Source organism: Azospirillum formosense, from assembly GCF_040500525.1.
Classification (GTDB): domain Bacteria; phylum Pseudomonadota; class Alphaproteobacteria; order Azospirillales; family Azospirillaceae; genus Azospirillum; species Azospirillum formosense_A.
Genome location: NZ_CP159403.1, coordinates 1,646,680 through 1,663,047, shown reverse-complemented (window position 1 = coordinate 1,663,047; position 16,368 = coordinate 1,646,680). Strand labels below are relative to the sequence as shown.

Annotated in this window: 16 protein-coding genes and 1 riboswitch; of the genes, 15 read left to right on the top strand and 1 reads right to left on the bottom strand. The window is 69.6% G+C overall.

From position 1 onward, the window contains the following. Window positions 1–58: 58 nt before the first annotated feature. The 10 genes from ABVN73_RS20735 (at window position 59) to ABVN73_RS20690 (ending at window position 9,011) form a co-directional block, all read left to right on the top strand. Window positions 59–352, top strand: a complete 294-nt coding sequence (locus tag ABVN73_RS20735; protein WP_353860106.1) for a biotin/lipoate--protein ligase family protein — start codon at window positions 59–61, stop codon at window positions 350–352. Further along, window positions 271–663 (top strand): biotin/lipoate--protein ligase family protein, encoded by a 393-nt coding sequence (locus tag ABVN73_RS20730; protein ID WP_353860105.1) that lies wholly within the window; start codon window positions 271–273, stop codon window positions 661–663. The genes ABVN73_RS20735 and ABVN73_RS20730 overlap by 82 nt, the downstream gene beginning before the upstream one ends. Next, the gene (locus tag ABVN73_RS20725; protein ID WP_353860104.1) at window positions 660–1,199 is read left to right on the top strand and encodes a DUF3305 domain-containing protein; all 540 of its coding nucleotides are present in this window, start codon (window positions 660–662) and stop codon (window positions 1,197–1,199) included. The genes ABVN73_RS20730 and ABVN73_RS20725 overlap by 4 nt, the downstream gene beginning before the upstream one ends. Beyond that, the gene (locus ABVN73_RS20720; protein WP_353860103.1) at window positions 1,192–1,818 is read left to right on the top strand and encodes a DUF3306 domain-containing protein; all 627 of its coding nucleotides are present in this window, start codon (window positions 1,192–1,194) and stop codon (window positions 1,816–1,818) included. Before ABVN73_RS20725 ends, ABVN73_RS20720 begins: the two co-directional genes overlap by 8 nt. Before the next feature lie 131 nt (window positions 1,819–1,949). Continuing rightward, window positions 1,950–2,630, top strand: a complete 681-nt coding sequence (locus ABVN73_RS20715; protein WP_353860102.1) for a molecular chaperone TorD family protein — start codon at window positions 1,950–1,952, stop codon at window positions 2,628–2,630. Continuing rightward, window positions 2,620–2,844: a twin-arginine translocation signal domain-containing protein gene (locus ABVN73_RS20710; protein WP_353860101.1), complete on the top strand. Its 225-nt coding sequence runs from the start codon at window positions 2,620–2,622 to the stop codon at window positions 2,842–2,844. The genes ABVN73_RS20715 and ABVN73_RS20710 overlap by 11 nt, the downstream gene beginning before the upstream one ends. 43 nt (window positions 2,845–2,887) lie before the next feature. Beyond that, on the top strand, window positions 2,888–5,806 hold the full coding sequence (locus ABVN73_RS20705; RefSeq protein ID WP_353860100.1) for a formate dehydrogenase subunit alpha: 2,919 nt from the start codon (window positions 2,888–2,890) through the stop codon (window positions 5,804–5,806). A gap of 25 nt (window positions 5,807–5,831) precedes the next feature. Next, window positions 5,832–6,467, top strand: a complete 636-nt coding sequence (gene fdh3B / locus ABVN73_RS20700; RefSeq protein ID WP_353860099.1) for a formate dehydrogenase FDH3 subunit beta — start codon at window positions 5,832–5,834, stop codon at window positions 6,465–6,467. Between the two features lie 180 nt (window positions 6,468–6,647). After that, window positions 6,648–7,652: a formate dehydrogenase subunit gamma gene (locus ABVN73_RS20695; RefSeq protein ID WP_353860098.1), complete on the top strand. Its 1,005-nt coding sequence runs from the start codon at window positions 6,648–6,650 to the stop codon at window positions 7,650–7,652. Between the two features lie 75 nt (window positions 7,653–7,727). Next, the gene (locus ABVN73_RS20690; protein WP_353860097.1) at window positions 7,728–9,011 is read left to right on the top strand and encodes an acetylornithine deacetylase/succinyl-diaminopimelate desuccinylase family protein; all 1,284 of its coding nucleotides are present in this window, start codon (window positions 7,728–7,730) and stop codon (window positions 9,009–9,011) included. Between the two features lie 21 nt (window positions 9,012–9,032). Here ABVN73_RS20690 and ABVN73_RS20685 read toward each other — a convergent pair whose 3' ends face one another. Further along, the gene (locus ABVN73_RS20685; protein WP_353860096.1) at window positions 9,033–10,757 is read right to left on the bottom strand and encodes a DUF5672 family protein; all 1,725 of its coding nucleotides are present in this window, start codon (window positions 10,755–10,757) and stop codon (window positions 9,033–9,035) included. 341 nt (window positions 10,758–11,098) lie between these two features. Further along, window positions 11,099–11,228, top strand: a riboswitch (TPP riboswitch). Window positions 11,229–11,304: 76 nt separating this feature from the next. Here ABVN73_RS20685 and ABVN73_RS20680 point away from each other — a divergent pair. From ABVN73_RS20680 to ABVN73_RS20660, 5 genes are read left to right on the top strand one after another with little or no spacing between them, the layout of a single operon-like run. Continuing rightward, window positions 11,305–12,396, top strand: a complete 1,092-nt coding sequence (locus ABVN73_RS20680) for a long-chain fatty acid--CoA ligase (protein ID WP_353860095.1) — start codon at window positions 11,305–11,307, stop codon at window positions 12,394–12,396. Next, on the top strand, window positions 12,381–13,844 hold the full coding sequence (locus tag ABVN73_RS20675; RefSeq protein WP_353860094.1) for an acyl-CoA reductase: 1,464 nt from the start codon (window positions 12,381–12,383) through the stop codon (window positions 13,842–13,844). Before ABVN73_RS20680 ends, ABVN73_RS20675 begins: the two co-directional genes overlap by 16 nt. Before the next feature lie 11 nt (window positions 13,845–13,855). Continuing rightward, on the top strand, window positions 13,856–14,626 hold the full coding sequence (locus ABVN73_RS20670; RefSeq protein WP_353860093.1) for an ABC transporter ATP-binding protein: 771 nt from the start codon (window positions 13,856–13,858) through the stop codon (window positions 14,624–14,626). Further along, window positions 14,626–15,372, top strand: coding sequence for an ABC transporter permease (locus tag ABVN73_RS20665; RefSeq protein ID WP_353860092.1), 747 nt, complete (start codon window positions 14,626–14,628; stop codon window positions 15,370–15,372). The genes ABVN73_RS20670 and ABVN73_RS20665 overlap by 1 nt, the downstream gene beginning before the upstream one ends. 7 nt (window positions 15,373–15,379) lie before the next feature. Next, complete coding sequence (locus tag ABVN73_RS20660; RefSeq protein ID WP_353860091.1) at window positions 15,380–16,357, top strand: ABC transporter substrate-binding protein; 978 nt, start codon at window positions 15,380–15,382, stop codon at window positions 16,355–16,357. Window positions 16,358–16,368: the final 11 nt, after the last annotated feature.

Sequence of the window (16,368 nt, the reverse complement as noted above, 5' to 3'; positions counted from 1 at the left end):
GCCGTCCTCCACCAACAGGCGTGGGCACCAACCCTCCCGTTCGCGCGTTATCAGGGGCATGGACCCGACCGACCACCCGACGCTGCCGCCCATCTTCCGTCCCTGGCCCGCCGAGGCGGACGGCCCCTTCGCCACCGCCTGCCGTTTCGCCGCGCAGGAGGCGGCGCCCGGCACGCTCGTGCACAGCGGCCGGCGCGACCGGCTGGACGTGGCGGTGGTGCTGGTCCCCGACCGGCCGGACGCGGGGACGGCCTCGCCGCCGTTACCCTGGTGGCGCTGGCCGACGCGCTGGAGGCGCTGGGGCCGCCCAACCAGAGCATCCGCTTCGACGGCGCGGGCCGCCTGCTGCTGAACGGCGCGGTGGCCGGCGGGGTGACCGTCGCCCTCGGCCCCGGCGCCGAGGACGGTCTTCCCGCCTGGGCGGTGGTCGGCGCCGAACTGGAGGTTCTGGGCGATCCCGACGACCCCGACCCCGGACGACGCCCCGACCGCACGGCGCTGCGCGAGGAGGGCTTCGGCGACACCGACGCCGTCGCGGTTCTGGAGAGCTTCACCCGGCATCTTCTGACCTGGATCGACCGCTGGATGGACGCGGGCTTCGAACCGGTGCGGCGGGTTTGGGAACAGCGGTTGATCCGCAAGGCAGAGGGGGCGCGGTCATGAGCGGGCAGGCCGAACGGCGCGGCGTCGGCATCACGGTGGAGCGCCAACGCATCGACAACCCGTGGGTCGACGCCCGCTGGCGCGTCACCGGCGCCCTGCCGGCGCTGCCCGACCGCGGCCCCTGGACCGTGCTGGCGCAGGACGGGGAGCGCACCGGCTATTACGCGGGCGCCGCCGAGATCGTGCTCCATCCCGGCGAGACGGAGAACTACGTCGAGAACCTGAAGGGCGGCCACCCGATGCTCTACGTCATCCTGCGCCGCTGCGCGGAGGAACCGGGGCTGCGGCTGCTCGCCGTCACCGTCGATCCCGGCGAGGTGGACGCCCATTCCGACGCCGGCGACGACCTGATCGAGGCGATTCCCCTGCCGCCCGATCTCGCGGCGTGGATGCGCGACTTCGTGGCCCGCCACCACAGCGAACGCCCCTTCTACAAGCGCCAGCGCGACCGCGCCGACCCGGAGGCGCTGGCCCGCCGCACCCCGGCCGTAAAACCCGAAGGACGTCAACCCGGAAAGGATCAGCGTCATGGATGACGGGTCCGAGAATTTCCTGTCCCGCTGGTCGCGGCGCAAGCAGGAGGCGCGCACGGCGCCCGTCGAGACGCCCGAACCGTGGGAGGAACAGCAGGATGCGGCGGAGGCGGAGCCGCAGGCCATCGCCGCTCCGCCACCGGAGCCCTTCGACCCGGAGAGTCTGCCCCCGGTGGAAAGCCTGGGCGCGGACAGCGACTACACCGGCTTCCTCGCCAGCAACGTCCCGCAGGAGCTGAAGCGGCTGGCCCTGCGCAAGGCCTGGACCAGCGACCCGGTGATCGCCGGCTTCCGCGGCTTCGCCGAGTATGACTGGGACTGCAACGCCCCCGGCTACGGCAAGCTGCTGCCCACCGACCGCATCGCCGACCTGCTGGACCGCATCGCCACCGACGAGAAGCCCCCGGAGGAGAAACCGGAGGAGGTGGTGGTTGCCGGGGTGGATGAGGCTGAGGAGGTGGACGGTCCTGCCCCCACCCCGGCCCTCCCCCGCTCTCGGCGGACCAAAGGTCCGCCTGCCGCGTCAGCGCAAACCTTTGGTTTGCGCGAGAGCTGCGCGGGAGAGGGTGCCTTAGGCGAAGCGGCGTCCGCCCCCTCCCCTGCGAAAGCGGGGGAGGGTTAGGGAGGGGGCAACGCTGAGCGTGGCAGTCCGTCATCCCGCCCGGACTGCGCAACCTTTGAGCATTCCCGCTGTTGTCCCTTGATGAGCCGGACCTTGACCGGCCACGGGAAAAGGCGAAGCGGGGCAAAGGCATGGCGGAAACGGCCATCATCGACGACGCGGATCGGCTGCGGGCGCAGGCGTACGGCCTGCTGGCCCATCTCTTGGCGCGCCCGCCGTCACGCGACCTGCTGGATACGATCGGCGCGCTGAACGGGGACGGCTCGCCGCTGGGCCGGGCCATCAGCGATCTGGCCGCACGCGCCCGTACGCTCGTCGGCGGCCCCGACGGCGAACACCGGGCCGAGCGCGAGTACCACGAGCTGTTCATTGGGGTGACGCGGGGCGAGCTGGTTCCCTTCGCCTCCTACTACCGCACCGGCTTCCTGATCGACCGGCCGCTCGCCCGCCTGCGCGAGGACATGCAGGCGCTGGGCATCGAGCGCGCCCCCGGCGTCAGCGAGCCGGAGGACCACATCGCCGCCATCGCCGAGATCATGGGGGCGCTGGCTGCCGGAATCGTCGGCACGGTGGACGGAGAGCCGGACCTGCCGTTCCAGAAGCGCTTCTTCGAGCGCCACCTCGCCCCGTGGGCGGGGCGCTTCTTCCAGGACCTGGAGGAGGCGTCGGCGGCGGACCTGTACCGGCCCCTGGGCACCTTCGGGCGGCTGTTCCTGGACATCGAGACCAACGCCTTCGCGATGATCGCCGACGCCCCTTCGGCGGCGGCTCGCGGGGCCGACCAGCGGGAGGGCACGATCCATGCACCGTGATGACCGTCAGACGGATGACCATCGGAAGAAGGCCGGGCTGGAACGCCGGAGCCTGTTGAAGGGCCTTGGGCTGGGTGCGGCGGGAGCCGCCGCGGCGGTCGCGACCCTGCGGGCCGCCCCGGCGGAGGCGATGAATCCGGGGCCGGAACAGATGAGGTCGCTCTACCGCGACAACGACCATGTGAAGCGTTTCTACGCGCTGAACCGACTCTGACCGCGACGCTTCCTTTCGCGACGTTTTTTCAAAGGGCCGCCCCATGCTCGTCAAGCGCAACGCCGGAACCGCCGCCACCCGCGCCTCCCTCGCCCGCCGCCTGAACGGACTGTCGGCGGGCACCGCCGGATTGGGAGAAACCGTCGACCGCCGCGGCTTCCTGAAGACCTCCGGCCTCGCCGCCGGCGGCATGGCGGCGCTGGGCGCGCTGCCCGCCGCGATGATCCGGAAGGCCGAGGCCGGGCCGATCCTGCCCAACGTCGAGGTCGTCACCCGCAAGAACGTCTGCACCCACTGCTCCGTCGGCTGCACGGTGATCGCGGAGGTGCAGAACGGCGTGTGGACCGGCCAGGAGCCGGGTTGGGAAAGCCCGATCAGCCAGGGCGCGCACTGCGCCAAGGGCGCCTCGGTGCGCGAGCTGACCAAGGGCGAGCGGCGGGTGAAATACCCGATGAAGCTGGTCGACGGCCAGTGGCAGCGCATCTCCTGGGACCAGGCCATCGAGGAGATCGGCAACAAGCTGCTGGAGATCCGCCAGCAGTCCGGGCCGGACGCCACCTTCTGGCTGGGCTCCGCCAAATTCTCCAACGAGGGCGCCTATCTCTTCCGCAAGCTGGCGGCCTTCTGGGGAACCAACAACGTCGATCATCAGGCGCGCATCTGCCACAGCACCACGGTCGCCGGGGTGGCGAACACCTGGGGCTACGGCGCCATGACCAACAGCTACAACGACATCCAGAATTCCAAGGCGCTGCTGATCATCGGCGGCAACCCGGCGGAGGCCCACCCCGTCTCGCTGCCGCACATGCTGCGCGGGAAGGAGCACAACCGCGCGCCCTTCATCGTCATCGACCCGCGCTTCACCCGCACCGCCGCCCACGCCACCGACTATGTGCGCATCCGTCCCGGCACCGACATCCCGGTCACCTGGGGCATCCTCTGGCACATCTTCGAGAACGGCTGGGAGGACAAGGAATACATCCGCCAGCGCGTCTACGGCATGGACGAGATCCGCGCCGAGGTGAAGAAGTGGGACCCCGCCACGGTGGAGCGGGTCAGCGGCGTGCCCGGCGAGCAGCTCTACCGCGTGGCGGAGGCGCTGGCGAAGAATCGGCCGTCCACGGTGATCTGGTGCATGGGCATCACCCAGAAGACCACCGGCACCGCCAACGTCCGCGCCCTGTCGATCCTGCAGCTGGCGCTGGGCAACATCGGGGTGGCCGGCGGCGGCGCCAACATCTACCGCGGCCACTGCAACGTGCAGGGCGCCACCGACTTCGGGCTCGACGTCTCCACGCTGCCGTCCTACTACGGGCTGGCCGAAGGGGCGTGGAAGCATTTCTGCCGCGTCTGGGACGTCGATTACGACTGGATGAAGGCCCGCTTCGCCTCCAAGGAGCTGATGGAGGCCAAGGGCATCCCGACCACCCGCTGGTTCGACGGCGTCACCTACAAGCCGGAGGAGATCGAGCAGCCGTCGCCGCTGAAGGCGATGGTCGTCTTCGGCCACGGCGGCAACACCGTCACCCGCATGCCGGAGATGCTGAAGGGGCTGGAGCAGCTGTCCCTGCTCGTCATCGCCGACCCGCACCCGACCACCTTCGCCGCCTTCAAGGAACGCAAGAACGGCACCTACATCCTGCCGGCCTGCACGCAGTTCGAGACGGACGGCTCGCGCACCTGCTCCAACCGGTCGATGCAGTGGGGCGAGAAGGTCGTGGAGCCGATCTTCGAGTCCAAGGACGACTACACGATCATCTACCTGCTGGCCCGCAAGTTCGGCTTCGCCGACGAGATGTTCAAGCACATCACGGTGGAGGAGACCCGCCCGGTGCCGGAGGACATCCTGCGCGAGATCAACCGCGGCTGCCTGTCCACCGGCTACACCGGCCAGTCGCCGGAGCGGCTGAAGATGCACATGAAGCATCAGGCCGATTTCGACAAGATCACCATGCAGGCGACCAGCGGCCCGCTGAAGGGCGAGTATTACGGCCTGCCCTGGCCCTGCTGGGGCCATCCGGAGCTGCGCCATCCCGGCTGCGCCGTGCTCTACGACACCTCCAAGCATGTGATGGAGGGCGGCGGCGTCTTCCGCGCCCGCTTCGGGGTGGAGCGCAACGGCGTCAGCCTGCTCGCCGACGGCTCCTATTCCAAGGGGTCGGAGATCGAGGACGGCTATCCCGAATTCACCATGGCGATGCTGAAGAAGCTGGGCTGGGACAAGGACCTGACGGCGGAGGAGATGCGCGTCATCCAGGCCATCGGCGGCGACAAGGTGGACGAGGTGAGCTGGCAGACCGACCTGTCCATGGGCATCATCCGCGTCGCGCTGAAGCACGGCTGCGTGCCGCACGGCAACGCCAAGGCCCGCGCCGTCGCCTGGAACCTGCCCGACCCGGTGCCGCTGCACCGCGAGCCGATCTATTCCCCGCGCCCGGAGCTGGTGAAGGAATACCCGGCGATCGAGGACCGGCGCGACTACCGCCTGCCGCAGCTCGCCCGCTCGCTCCAGTTCAAGGTCGCGGACAGCGACATCCGCCAGCGCTTCCCCTTCATCCTGACCTCCGGACGGCTGGTCGAGTATGAGGGCGGCGGCGAGGAGACCCGCTCCAACCCCTGGCTGGCCGAGCTGCAGCAGACGATGTTCGTGGAGATCAACCCCAAGGACGCCGAGCGGCTGGGCATCCGCGACGGCGGCATGGTCTGGGTCTACGGGCCGGAGGACAGCTCCAAGGCGCGGATGCGCGCGCTGGTGACCGAACGCATCGGCGCCGGCACGGTCTTCATGCCCTTCCACTTCTCCGGCTACTGGCAGGGCGACAGCCTGCGGCAGAACTACCCGCCGGGCACCGACCCCATCGTCCTGGGCGAGCCGGCCAACGGGGTGACGACCTACGGCTACGACCCCATGACCTTCATGCAGGAAACCAAGGTGACGCTTTGCCGCGTCGAACCGGCCTGACGCGCCGCAAGGAGGACACGAGACCATGGCCCGCATGAAATTCCTGTGCGACGCGGAACGCTGCATCGAGTGCAACGCCTGCGTCACCGCCTGCAAGAACGAGCACGAGATCCCCTGGGGCATCAACCGCCGCCGAGTCATCACGCTGAAGGACGGCGTGCCGGGCGAGCGTTCCATCTCCATGGCCTGCATGCACTGCAACGATCCGCCCTGCGCGGCGGTCTGCCCGGTGGACTGCTTCTACCAGACGGCGGACGGGGTGGTGCTGCACTCGAAGGACCTGTGCATCGGCTGCGGCTACTGCTTCTACGCCTGCCCGTTCGGCGCGCCGCAGTACCCGCAGGCGACCAACTTCGGCGGGCGCGGCAAGATGGACAAATGCACCTTCTGCGCCGGCGGTCCGGAACCGGACAACTCGTTGGAGGAGTACCAGAAATACGGCGCCAACCGGCTGGCCGAGGGCAAGCTGCCGCTCTGCGCGGAGATGTGCTCCACCCGCGCGCTGATGGCCGGCGACGGCGATGTCCTGGCCGACATCTACAAGGAGCGGACGGTGCGCCGCGGTTACGGCTCTGGCGCTTGGGGCTGGACCACCGCCTACCGCGAGAACGACCGTGGCAACGCCTTCGGCCCGGGCCGCGAGGGCACCGGCGGGAGCTGAGCGGGTGGGGTGATGCCCCCTCCCTAACCCTCCCCCGCTGGCGCGGTGGAGGGGACTGCCGCCGCTTCGCGTGGAGCCCCCTCTCCCGCGCAGCGGGGGAGGGTCGGGGAGGGGGCAACAGCATTCCAACGCAAAGCCCCCGCCAAGGCAAAGCGCATATTCTCTAGGGAAGGACGCGACATGACGAAGCTCCTGCGCCCCCTGCTGGTCCTGTTCGTTCTGCTGCTCGCCGCCCCGGCGGTGCAGGCGCAGCTCTACCAGACGCCGGGGCCGAACTCGCCGACCACGAAGGACGAGGTGCAGCTCTACCAGACTCCGGACGGCATGCTGTCCGGGCGGGTCAGCATTCCCGACACGAAGCTGGGCGTCCTGGTTCAGCCGGAGGGGCGGGAATGGCGCGAGTTCCGCATGGTCTGGCTGAAGATCATCGCGGGGGCGCTGATCCTGGGGCCGATCGCGGCGCTGGGACTCTTCTACCTGATCCGCGGCACCATCCGCATCCAGGGCGGCCGGTCGGGGCGTCAGGTGCCGCGCTTCAGCGGCATGGACCGCTTCGCCCACTGGACGACGGCGGTCAGTTTCCTGCTGATGGCGGTGACCGGGCTAATCGTGACCTTCGGGCGCATGCTGCTGATCCCGCTGATCGGCCATCCGAACTTCACGATGCTGGCCGAGGCCAGCAAGTACATGCACAACTTCTTCAGCGTGCCCTTCGTCCTCGGGCTGCTGATGATCTTCGTGCTGTGGGTGCGCGACAACATCCCAGAGAAGGCCGATCTCGTCTGGCTGAAGACGCTCGGCGGCGTTCTGAACAAGTCCGGCGAGCATCCCGAGGCCGGACGCTTCAACGCCGGCCAGAAGGGCGTCTTCTGGGCGGTGGTGTTCGGCGGCTTCGCGCTGTCGCTCACCGGCTTCCTGCTGATGATGCCCTTCGCCGTCACCGGGATCGCCGGCATGCAGATCCTCCATGTGGCGCACGGGGTGGTGGCCGCGCTGATGATCGCGCTGATCATCGGGCACATCTACATCGGCACCATCGGCATGGAGGGCGCCTTCGACGCCATGGGCAGCGGCGTGGTGGACGAGAACTGGGCCAAGGACCATCACCGCCGCTGGTACGAGGAGCAAATCCGCAACGGCCGCGCCAACGAGGACGGGCGGCTGCGGCATCACGCGGCGGAGTGAGGCGCGGAACCTCTCGACAGGCGCGCCGGCATGTCCGATCCTTCCGCGCAACGAATTGTGCGTAGGGGGGGATGCATGCCGCTCGACCACCGGGAGTCGCTGTTCCGCCGGATCGCGGAGCGGCGCGACGACCTCGTCGCGCTGACCCGCGACCTGATCCGCATCCCCACCGTGAACCCGCCCGGCGACGTCTACACCGACTGCGCGGAGTTCCTCGGGCGGCGGCTGGCCGGGCGCGGTTTCGCCGTGGAGTATGTGCGGGCGGACGGGGCGCCGGGCGACAGCGACCGCTACCCGCGCACCAACGTGATCGCTCGCATCGAGGGCCGCGAGCCCGGCCCCTGCGTGCACTTCAACGGCCACATCGACGTGGTGCCCGCCGGCCGGGGCTGGACGGTCGATCCCTTCGAGGGCGTGGTGAAGGACGGGCGCGTCTATGGCCGCGGCGCCTGCGACATGAAGGGCGGAATCGCCGCGTCCATCATCGCCGTGGAAGCGATCCTCGAGGCGGGCATCCCCTTCCCCGGCGCGCTGGAAATCTCCGGCACGGTGGACGAGGAATCGGGCGGCTACGGCGGGGTCGGGCATTTGGCGAAGCTCGGCTACTTCTCCCGCCCGCGGGTCGACCACGTCATCATCCCCGAGCCGCTGAACGTGGACCGGGTGTGCATCGGCCACCGCGGCGTCTGGTGGGCGGAGATCGAGACGAAGGGCCGCGTCGCCCACGGCTCCATGCCCTTCCTCGGCAACTGCGCGGTGCGCCACATGGGCGCCGTGCTGCACCGGATCGAGACGGAACTGATCCCCCGGCTGGCCGCCAAGCGCACCGCCATGCCGGTGGTCCCGGAAGGGGCGCGGCAGTCCACCCTGAACATCAACGCCATCCATGGCGGCCAGCCGGAGGACCATGGCGGCCTGCCCAGTCCGATGGTGCCCGACCGCTGCCGCATGGTCATCGACCGCCGCTACCTGATCGAGGAGGACCCCGAGGAGGTGCGGGCGGAGATCGTCGGCATCCTGGAGGACCTGCGCCGCGAGCGCCCCGGCTTCGACTACGATCTGCGCGAGGTGCTGGCCTTCCTGCCCACCCTGACCGACACCGACGCGCCGGTGGTGCGGGCGGTGGGGGCGGCCATCGAGACGGTGCTGGGCCGCCCGGCGGCGCAGGTGGTGTCCCCCGGAACCTACGACCAGAAGCACATCGCGCGGGTCGGGCATCTGAAGGACTGCATCGCCTACGGCCCCGGCATCCTCGACCTCGCCCACCAGCCGGACGAGTATGTGGACATCGACGACATGGTGCATTCCGCGCAGGTCATGGCGATGGCCGCCCTGACGCTGCTGCGGCGGGAGGTGTAGCGGCCGTCTTGCAGGGGACGCCTACTTCCAGGTGACCCGGCCGCCGACCTCCTCGGCGATGAAGTCCGCCCAGCGCTCGCGCTCCCCCAGGAGGTTCGCCGGGAAATAGTCGTTCAGCTCCACGGCCTGCCAGCGGTAGCCGGGACGGTTGAAGAGGTCGCTGCCCTCCGCCAGGAAGCGCGGCACGTCGATGCCGTCAAGGATGTCGTCGCGGTTCAACTCCTGGTGCGAGAAGCTTTGGATCTTGTGCCGGATGGCGGCGTCGTCGCCGATGTAGGAGAAATGCCAGCCCGCGTGGGGCAGGATGTCCACGTAGGGCGGACGCGTCTCGGGGGTGTAGCGGTCCAGCGTGCCGCGGCTTTCGCGGATCTGCTGCGGCGTGGTCATCCGGGCCATCAGCCCGCGGACGGCGACGGGGAAGACCGAGAAATTCTCGCCCTCCACATTCATGAAATTGACCTTGAAGTAGAACAGCGGCACGCGGAACCCGGCGATCATCGCCGAACTGTCGCGCAGCGACGCGACCGAGCGGGCGCGCAAAATCTCGTCCACGTCGGAGACGACGACGATGTCGTCCGGCTCCACCTTGTCCAGCCCGAGCGCGATGGCGTTCCGCTGCGCCCGCTCGCGCACCCAGGGATTGTCGGTCTCCGGGAAGTCGGGGGCGACGACCAGCTTCACCTTGTCGAGGAAGGGCAGGAAGCGGTCGCGCTCCTCCATGAAATGCAGGGGCTTGGGCGCGCCGGTGAAGGTCTGCTTGGCCTCGACGATCACGAACTGGTCGACGGTGTCGTACAGCTCGCGGAAGCGCAGCTCCAGAAGGTCGAGTTCGTTGTGGAAGGTGAAGCAGTCGTAGATCTTCGGCTGGCGGCGCTGCGGCGCGGTCACCGCCGGCCAGCGCGACCCCGGCGCCGCCGTCGTCTGCACGGCGTCGGCCAGGGCCAGCACATAGTCCCGCTGCACGCCGGTCGTCCATTCGGTGATCTGGGAGCGCAGGAACGTCTCGTCCCGCCGCGCCACCAGTTTGCGGACCATGGAGGCGAAGGGGGCCTTGCGTCCGGTCAGCGCGAGGCTGGTCATCAGGTCCGTGTAGTCGCGCCGGTCGAGCAGCGGGCCGTCCATGGCCTCGATCCGCTCCTCCAGCGCGCGGTCGCCCAGCACCTTGCCGAAGTTGAACAGGCCGTGGAAGCCGAAGGCCGGTCCCGGCACCGGCGTGCGTTCGAAGGCGAAGCGGTCGGCCACGTCCTCCGGGGCGAAGCGGATGCCGGCCTTCTCCAGCGCCGGGCGCTCGGTCCGGCAGATGACATGGTCCTCGGGAATGCCGGCTTCGAAGGGCAGGTCGCGCAGCCGGTCGAGCAGGGCGGCGGAGCGCAGGGAGAAGCCGCCGTTCCCCACGGTCATGCCGTCCTGGTACCAGCCCCAGCGGGCGCCGATGTAGTCGAAGGCGCGGAACTCCTCCGTCCAGGCCCGCGGGTCGGCGACGAAGCCGTCCCACTGCGCGATCAGGACATGGCCCGTCGTCACCAGCCGGCGCAGGCGGACGTTGATCGTGTCCGAATAGTCGTCCATGTCGCGGATCGGGGCGATCCGGTGGAAGTCGACGCCCGGAATTTTCGGGTCGCGGTCGGAGAGCAGCAGGACGCTGGAGAAGCGGCAGGCGGCGAGGCTGTCCCGGATGGCCATCTCGACCAGGGCGTGGTTCGCCGTGTCGGCGAACACCAGCGTGCAGTCCTCGATCCTCACCATGCCGTTCCCCGTTCCGCCGCCGACGTCGGCCGCCCGCGGGCGCGGATCCTATCACGGGGGTTGTGGGGGTGCCACGGGCGGAGCGCCGGTCCTCCTTTGACGGGCGGGGGCGTCGCATTCGACGTCAAATCCCTCTCCCGTCCCGGGAGAGGGGGCCCGCGGAGCGGGCGGGTGAGGGTCATGCAAGGATCAATGCGCTGATTCTCGGCGGTACCCTCACCCTTCCCACGCCTCGCGTGGGCCCCTTCCCTCTCCCGGGACGGGAGAGGGGCTCCAAAGGCAATGCCTCCGTTCGTTAGCCCGACCTCCTTGACGGGCGGGGGCGGGTCCCTTAGCTTGCAAAGTGTTCCCTGGGGGGCCTCGCTAGGAGGCTGAGACTCCGCCGGCCCGGCGCTTTCATCCGGACAACGCGGTGACCCATCGAACCTGATCCGGGTCATACCGGCGTAGGGACGGGACTGAAGGGCGGCACGGCGTACCCCCATTCCATCCAGACACCGCTTGTCCCGGCAACAGTTTGTTGGCGCTGCAAAAGGTGTGTGCGGACGTGACCGAAGCCCGACTTGTCGAAGAGCTGCTGGCCTTCATCGCCGCCGGAGAGGCGGACGAGGAGGCGTTCAACCGCATGGCGCTGGCCGTCTTCGCCCACCAGTTCGAGACCAACGCCCCCTACCGCCGCTTCGCCACCCAGCGGGCGCGCACCCTGCGCACGGTGAAGAGCTGGCGCGACGTGCCCGCGGTGCCGATCAGCGCCTTCAAGGACCTGACGCTGAGTGGGCGCCCGCCGGAGGAGTGCCCGCACGTCTTCATGACCAGCGGCACCACCAAGGGCGTGCGGGGCAAGAGCCACCACCCGACGCTGGCGGTCTACGACCGCTCGATGACCGTCAATTTCCGCCACCGCTTCATGGGTGACTTTGAACGGCTGCGCATGGGCATCCTGTTCCCGACCGAGCAGGCGATGCCCAACTCCTCGCTCGCCCATTATCTGGCGCTGGCGAAGAGCGAGTTCGGGACGGATGAGAGCCGCTATTTCGTCTCCGACGCCGGGCTGGACGTGGATGGGGCCATCGCCGAGCTGTCCCGCGCCGAGGCGACCGGCGAACCCTACGCCCTGCTGGGGGCCAGCTTCAGCGTCGTGCATCTGATGGACGCTCTGGCCGAGCGGGGGCGGAGCTTCGCCCTGCCGGCGGGCAGCCGCATCCTCGACACCGGCGGCTTCAAGGGCCAGTCGCGCGAGATGGCGGCGGAGGAGTTCTACGGCCGCCTGTCCGCCACCTTCGGCGTGCCGCGCCGGCTGTGCATCAACATGTACGGCATGACGGAGCTGAGCACCCAGTTCTACGACGACGGCAACGAGACCTGCCCGTCGGTGAAGTCCGGCCCGCACTGGATCCGCAGCCGGGTCATCAACCCGCTGACCGGGCAGGAGGTGTCGCGCGGCAGCGTCGGCGTGCTGGTCCATCACGATCTTGCCCACTTCAACTGCGCGTCGGCCATCCTGACCGAGGACGCGGGAGTGGAGGTGGACGGCGGCTTCCAGCTTCTCGGGCGGGCCGACGGGGCGGACGCCAAGGGCTGCTCCATGGCGGTCGAGGACTTCCTCAAAGCGGCGCGGGCCCAATGGCCGTTGGCTTGATGGAGCGTGCCGGGCATCTGCCGGGGCTGTCCGCCGACGCGGTGGATTGGCGGACGCTGACCTTCCGGCGCGGCGCCGAGACGCTCGACGTGGCGGTGCCGGTGCTGAGCGAGGCGCAGATCGCCGAGCTGGCAACGCGGGTGCGCGCCAACGCGCGCACCTATTTGCGAAGCCGCACCGTCACGGAGATCGCCGCCACCATCGACCGCGTCGTCGCCCGGCTGCTCGACCGCGACGACCCGTGGCGGCGGAAGGCGGAACGGCTGCTGCCGCTGGTCACCGGCTACGACGCGGAGATGGTCCGGCTGGGGCTGACCGGCTATCTGAAGACCTTCCGCGGGCCGGAGCTTCGGAAGTTCATCGCCGAGGATTTCGCCAATCCGGCGGTGCTCGACGATTTCCAGCCCATGCCCAAGGGCGGCTTCGCCCGCGCCTTCGGGCCGGAGCTGCTGCTGCATGTCTGGGCGGGCAACGTGCCGGGCCTGCCGCTGTGGAGCCTGATCTCCGGCCTGCTGGTGAAGGCCGGCACGGTCGGCAAGCTGCCGAGCGCCGAGCCGCTGTTCGCCGGCTGGTTCGCGCAAATCCTGGCGGAGATCGACCCGGAGCTGGCCGACTGCATCGCCATCGTCTGGTGGAAGGGCGGCGACGAAGCGGCGGAGCGGGCGTGGCTGACCCGCGCCGACACGGTGGTCGCCTATGGCGGCAACGACGCGCTGGAGGCCATCCGGGCGCGGGTGCCGATCACCACGCGCTTCCTGCCCTACGGCCACAAGATCAGCTTCGCCATGGTCGCCCGCTCCGCGCTCAACGCCGGGAAGGCGGGAGCGGTGGCGCGGCAGGCGGCCTACGACGTGGCGCGCTACGACCAGCAGGGTTGCTACTCGCCCCAGACCTTTTTCGTGGAGCGCGGTGGGCGGGTGTCGCCGCGCGAATTCGCCGGCTATCTGGCGCATGAGCTGGACGCGCTGGGCAGCAAGTTCCCGCGCCGCCCCCTGTCGATGGGCGAGGCGGGCAGCGTCGCCGCGTGGCGCAACGCAGAGGAGACGAAGGGCTTCGCCGACCCGAGCCGCGCCCTGCTGGGCGATCCGGTGGGAAGCTGGGCGGTCGCCTACACCGACGCGGCGGACGGCCTGAGCCCTTGCGGGCTGAACCGCACGGTGACGGTGGTGGCGGTGGACCGGCTGGCCGACGCGGTGCCGGGGCTGGCGCCCTACCGCGCCTTCCTCCAGACCGTGGGCATCGCCGCCGCGCCGGAGGAGCTGTTCGCGCTCGCCGGGGCGCTGGGGGCGGTCGGGGTGACGCGCCTCTGCGCGCTCGGCCGCATGACCGCGCCGGAGGCGGGCTGGCACCATGACGGACGGTTCAACCTGCTGGACCTCGTCACCTTGACCGAGATCGAGGGCTCGGCGGAACGGGCGGCGGAAATTTTCGCCCCCTACACGGATTGAGGCGCCCGGCCATGCCCTTCGTCAGCATCGAACAGGCCGGCTACGGCGTCCCGGGCGGCGGCACCATCCTGGACCGCGTCGACTGGACCATCGGGGAGGGCGAGTTCCACGCGCTGGTCGGGCGCAGCGGCTGCGGCAAGACGACCCTGCTGAAGCTGGTCGCCGGGCTGCTGACCCCCTCGACCGGCAGCGTCCGCATCCAGGGGGAGCCGGTGCGGGGGCCGGGCGCCCAGGTCGGCTTCGTCTTCCAGGCGCCGACGCTGCTGGAGTGGCGGACCGTGCTCGACAACCTGCTTCTGCCGGTGTCGCTGACGCGCCGCCCGCAGCCGGCGGACCGCCGCAAGGCGGAGGAGCTGCTGGACCTCGTCGGTCTGTCCGGACTCGAAGGACGCTACCCCAGCCAGCTGTCGGGCGGGCAGCAGAGCCGCGTCGCGCTGGCCCGCGCGCTGGTCACCGAGCCGCCGCTGCTCCTGCTCGACGAGCCCTTCGCCGCGCTCGACGCCATCACGCGGGAGGAGTTGCAGAACGACCTGCTGACGCTCTGCGCCCGCCACCGCACCACCGTGCTGTTCGTCACCCACGACATCGCGGAAGCGGTCTATCTGGCCGACCGGGTGGCGGTGATGGAGGGTGGGCACCTGCGCCACGCCCTGCCGGTGCCGCTGGCCCGCCCGCGCGGGCGCGACGTCCGCTACAGCCCGCGCTTCAACGCCCTGTGCCTGGAACTGCGCCGCGCCATGGACGGCAATCCCGAGAAGGTGGCGCTGGAGCGCGCATCGTGATGGTCCGCCTCGCCTCCGCCCTGCTGCTCGTCCTGCTTCTGGCGGGGTGGGAGGTCTATTGCCGGGTGGCGGGGGTGTCGGCGCTGGTTGTGCCGCTGCCCTCGGCGGTGCTGCGCACGCTGTGGGACGGGCTGGCCGGCGGCTATCTGCTGCCGCATCTCTGGGTCACCACGGCGGAGATGGCGATGGGCCTCGCCGCCGGCTGCACCATCGGCTTCCTCGCCGGGGTGCTGCTGGCCGAGGTGCCGGTGCTGCGCCGCCTGTTCTACCCCTACATCCTCGCCAGCCAAGTGGTGCCGAAGCTGGCCCTGGGGCCGCTGTTCATCGTCTGGTTCGGCTTCGGCATGACCTCCACCGTGGTCATCACGGCGCTGATCTGCTTCTTTCCGCTGCTGGAGAACACCATGACCGGCCTCCAGCAGGTCGATCCCAACAAGCGGGAGCTGTTCCGCATGCTGCGGGCGACGCGCCTGCAGACCCTGCTGCGCCTCAAGATCCCCTCCGGCCTGCCGGTGATCCTGGCGGGCCTGCGCGTCGCCGTGGTGCTGGCGCTGGTCGGCGCCGTCGTCGGCGAGTTCATCGGCGGCCGGCAGGGGCTGGGCGCCTCGATCATCGCGGCGCAGGGGATGATGGATTCGACCATGATGTTCGCCCTGTTCATCGTCATCACGCTGCTGGGCATGATCGTTTATCAGGCCGCCGCCGGGCTTGAGCGGTGGCTGCTGCGCCGTCCGTGGAAAGGATAATCACACGATGTTCGGGTTCCTGCGCACCCTGGGTGCCGTCGCCGTTTCGGCCTTCCTCCTCTCCTCCCCCGCGCTGGCGCTCGACAAGGTGACCGTGGCGGGCTGGAGCCAGCCGATCAGCGAGATCACCAACCTGCTGGCCGAGCCGGACAAGGGCTTCTTCAAGGCCAAGGGGATCGATCTCGGCTATGTGCCGGGAACCGGCGGCGGATCGGCCATCCAGAACATGCTGACCGGTCAGGCCGATGTCGCCTTCACCGACCCGGCCTCCTTCTACCTGGCGCTCGACAAGGGCGAGAAGCTGATCGCCATCTACAACATCTACCCGCAGAACGTCTTCAACGTGGTGTCGCCGAAGGAGCGCAACATCACCAAACCCGAGGACCTCAAGGGCAAGCGCATCGGCGTCTACAGCCTGTCCAGCGGCACGCGCCAGAACCTCCAGGTGCTTCTGCATCAGGTGGGGCTGAGCGAGAAGGACGTGACCATCGAGGTGACCGGCCTGCTGAACTTCGCCCCCGTCATCCAGGGTCAGGTGGACGCCACCGCGGCGACCGACACCGGCCTGCATGTCGGCATGCAGAAGGGCCTGAAGGACATCAACGTCATCGAGGTCAAGGACACGCTGAACCTGCCCTCCGACATCTTCGTGGTGACGGAGGAGACCTACCGCACGAAGAAGGACGTTCTGAAGCGCTTCCTCGCCGCCTACCGCGACAGCGCCGCCTGGATGATCGCCGAGCCGGAGGAGGCCGCCCGCCTCGCCGTGACCCGCGCCATCAACGGCCGCGACGAGGCCACTAACCTCGCCATCATCACGCTGCGCAACGCCTCCAGCGTGTCGGAGACGACGAAGGCCAAGGGCCTCGGCCATTTCGATCCGGAGCTGATGCAGAAGGGGGCGGACACCTTCAGGCAGCTCGGCCTGATCGCGGCGGACCTCGACATGGCCAAGCTGGTCCGGTCCGACCTGATCCCCGAATAAGGAAGGCTTGG